General features: G+C 67.2%; 1 protein-coding gene and 1 pseudogene. Both read right to left on the bottom strand.

The window, feature by feature from the left end; genetic code table 11:
- Nucleotides 1-875, bottom strand: an 875-nt coding sequence (locus I55_RS29130; RefSeq protein ID WP_044564226.1) for a D-alanine--D-alanine ligase, incomplete at its 3' end; no start/stop codon positions are given.
- A 272-nt stretch (nucleotides 876-1,147) separates the two neighbouring features.
- A pseudogene (locus I55_RS29125) lies at nucleotides 1,148-1,563 on the bottom strand (UDP-N-acetylenolpyruvoylglucosamine reductase); the annotation flags it as partial.

The following is a 1,563-nucleotide window of genomic DNA, read 5'->3' as shown; positions in this document are numbered from 1 at the left end:
CCCATATGGGCCGCCTGTTCCGGCAGCAGCGACAAGGGCGTGAAGCCCGGCTGGGTATTTGTCTCCAGGAAGCACAGGCCGGTGGCGCCCGGCTTGCCGTCGTCCCAACGGAAGTCGCTGCGGCTGACGCCGCTGCAGCCCAGGGTCTGGTGCGCCAGCAGGGCCAGGCGCTTCGCCTCTTCCGCCACCTCCGCCGGGATCTGGGCGGGGCAGACGTGGACGGCGTGGCCTTCGGTGTACTTGGCCGTGTAGTCGAAGAATTCCGTGCTGGCCACGATCTCGGTCACGGTCAGGGCGCGATCGCCCACCACGCCCACCGTCAGCTCGCGCCCGGGGATGAACTTCTCCACCATGACGGTGTCGCCATAGACCCAGTGCTCCGCCTCGATGGCGGGGCCGTTGTGCCCGGCGCGCACGATGCGCACGCCGACGCTGGAGCCCTCGTCCACCGGCTTGACGACGTAGGGCGGTTCCATGACGTGGCCGGCCAGCACGTCCTCGCGGCTGGCGATGACGCTGTCCGCCAGGGGCATGCCCACGGTGCCCAGCACCCGCTTGGTCATGGCCTTGTCCATGGCGATGGCGGACGCCATCACGCCGGAATGGGTGTAGGGCACACCCAGGTATTCCAGCACGCCCTGGATCAGGCCGTCCTCGCCGCCGCGGCCGTGCAGGGCGTTGAAGATGACGTCGGGCTTGGGCGTCAATGCCGCCAGCAATCCGGCCAGGTCACGCTGCACGTCCACCGCGCGCACGACATAGCCCTTGGACTCCAGCGCGGTGGCGATGGACGCGCCGCTGACAAGCGACACCTCGCGCTCGGCAGACCACCCGCCCATCAGGACGGTGACATGCTTAGGCTGGTGACCACTCATCAAACCGCTCCCTATTGGCTGAATCGGTTCCAGCCATGGTGACACAATCCCTAGAGGATAGCCCACCTTTGCAGAACCGCTGGGAAACGCAAGATTTTGTGAGTTTCTTGGCGCCTCTTTTTAAAAACCGCTAGCTATAGCGTTGAAATGTCCAGGCCGGTGCAACCGGGGTATAACTACCCGTAGTCCTTCCCTATATCCTCCGGACGGGTCGGACGACCCCCCGGCACCACCCCCGCGAAGACTGATTCGCGGGCGTGCTCCAGGCATGCTCAGGCCGGCTCCCCGATGCGGCGGATCTCCCACCGCAGCGTGATACCGGACGTCTCCAAAACCCGGCGGCGGACCTCCTCGCCCAGCGCCTCGATATCGGCGGCGGTGGCGCCGCCGAGGTTCAGCAGGAAATTGGCGTGCTTCTCGGACATCTGGGCGCCACCGACCACCAGGCCGCGACAGCCCGCCTTGTCCACCAGGGCCCAGGCCTTTTCGCCCGGCGGGTTGGCGAAGGTGGAACCACCGGTGCGGGCGCGCACCGGCTGGCTGGATGCCCGCGCGGTCGCGATCTCGTCCATGCGGGCCTGGATGGTGGCCTTGTCACCGGGCCGGCCCGCGAAAGTGGCGCGGGTGAAGATCACGTCATCGGGCACGCCGCAATGGCGGGTAGTCAGGTGCAGTTCGTCCCGCGCAT

This window comes from Azospirillum sp. B4 (genome assembly GCF_000333275.1).
In the GTDB taxonomy this organism is placed as follows: domain Bacteria; phylum Pseudomonadota; class Alphaproteobacteria; order Azospirillales; family Azospirillaceae; genus Nitrospirillum.
This window is presented reverse-complemented; position numbering and strand designations above follow the sequence as displayed.